Source organism: Allobosea sp. P2_B12, from assembly GCF_056404835.1.
The window spans coordinates 1-511 of the sequence record NZ_JBFUDG010000028.1; the positions used below are offsets into that span (position 1 = coordinate 1).

General features: G+C 66.7%; 1 protein-coding gene. It reads right to left on the reverse strand.

What is annotated here, in order from left to right:
• On the reverse strand, nt 1–511 hold a 511-nt coding region (locus AC1DYU_RS26005), incomplete at both ends, for a GTP 3',8-cyclase MoaA family protein (protein ID WP_476794125.1).

A 511-nucleotide genomic window follows, 5' to 3' on the forward strand; every position in this document is an offset into this window, starting at 1 on the left:
CATATGGCGTCCGACTGCGGGCTTGCCGCGGCGCCGGTCGATGACGAAGTCGTGGCCCTTGGGCTTGCGCGAGATCGCCTCTTCCATGGCGCGATGCAGCGCCGCGTCGTCTGCGGAGGCACGGATCGGCGCGCGCAGATCGGCGGCGTCCTCCTGGCCCAGGCACATGTAGAGCGTGCCCGTGCAGGTCAGCCGCACCCGGTTGCAGCTCTCACAGAAATTATGCGTCATCGGCGTGATGAAGCCGACAAGCCCGCCGGTCTCCTTGACGCGGACATAGCGCGCCGGTCCACCGGTCCGGTAGGGGTCCTCGACAAGATTATACTTGTCCATCAGCCGCGCCCGCACCACCGAGAGCGGCAGGAACTGGTCGATCCGGCCCGGCTCGATCTCGCCCAGCGGCATCACCTCGATCAGCGTCAGGTCCATGCCCAGCCCGTGGGCCCAGGTCATCAGGCTCTCGATCTCGTCCTCGTTGACGCCCTTGAGCGCGACCGCGTTGATCTTGACC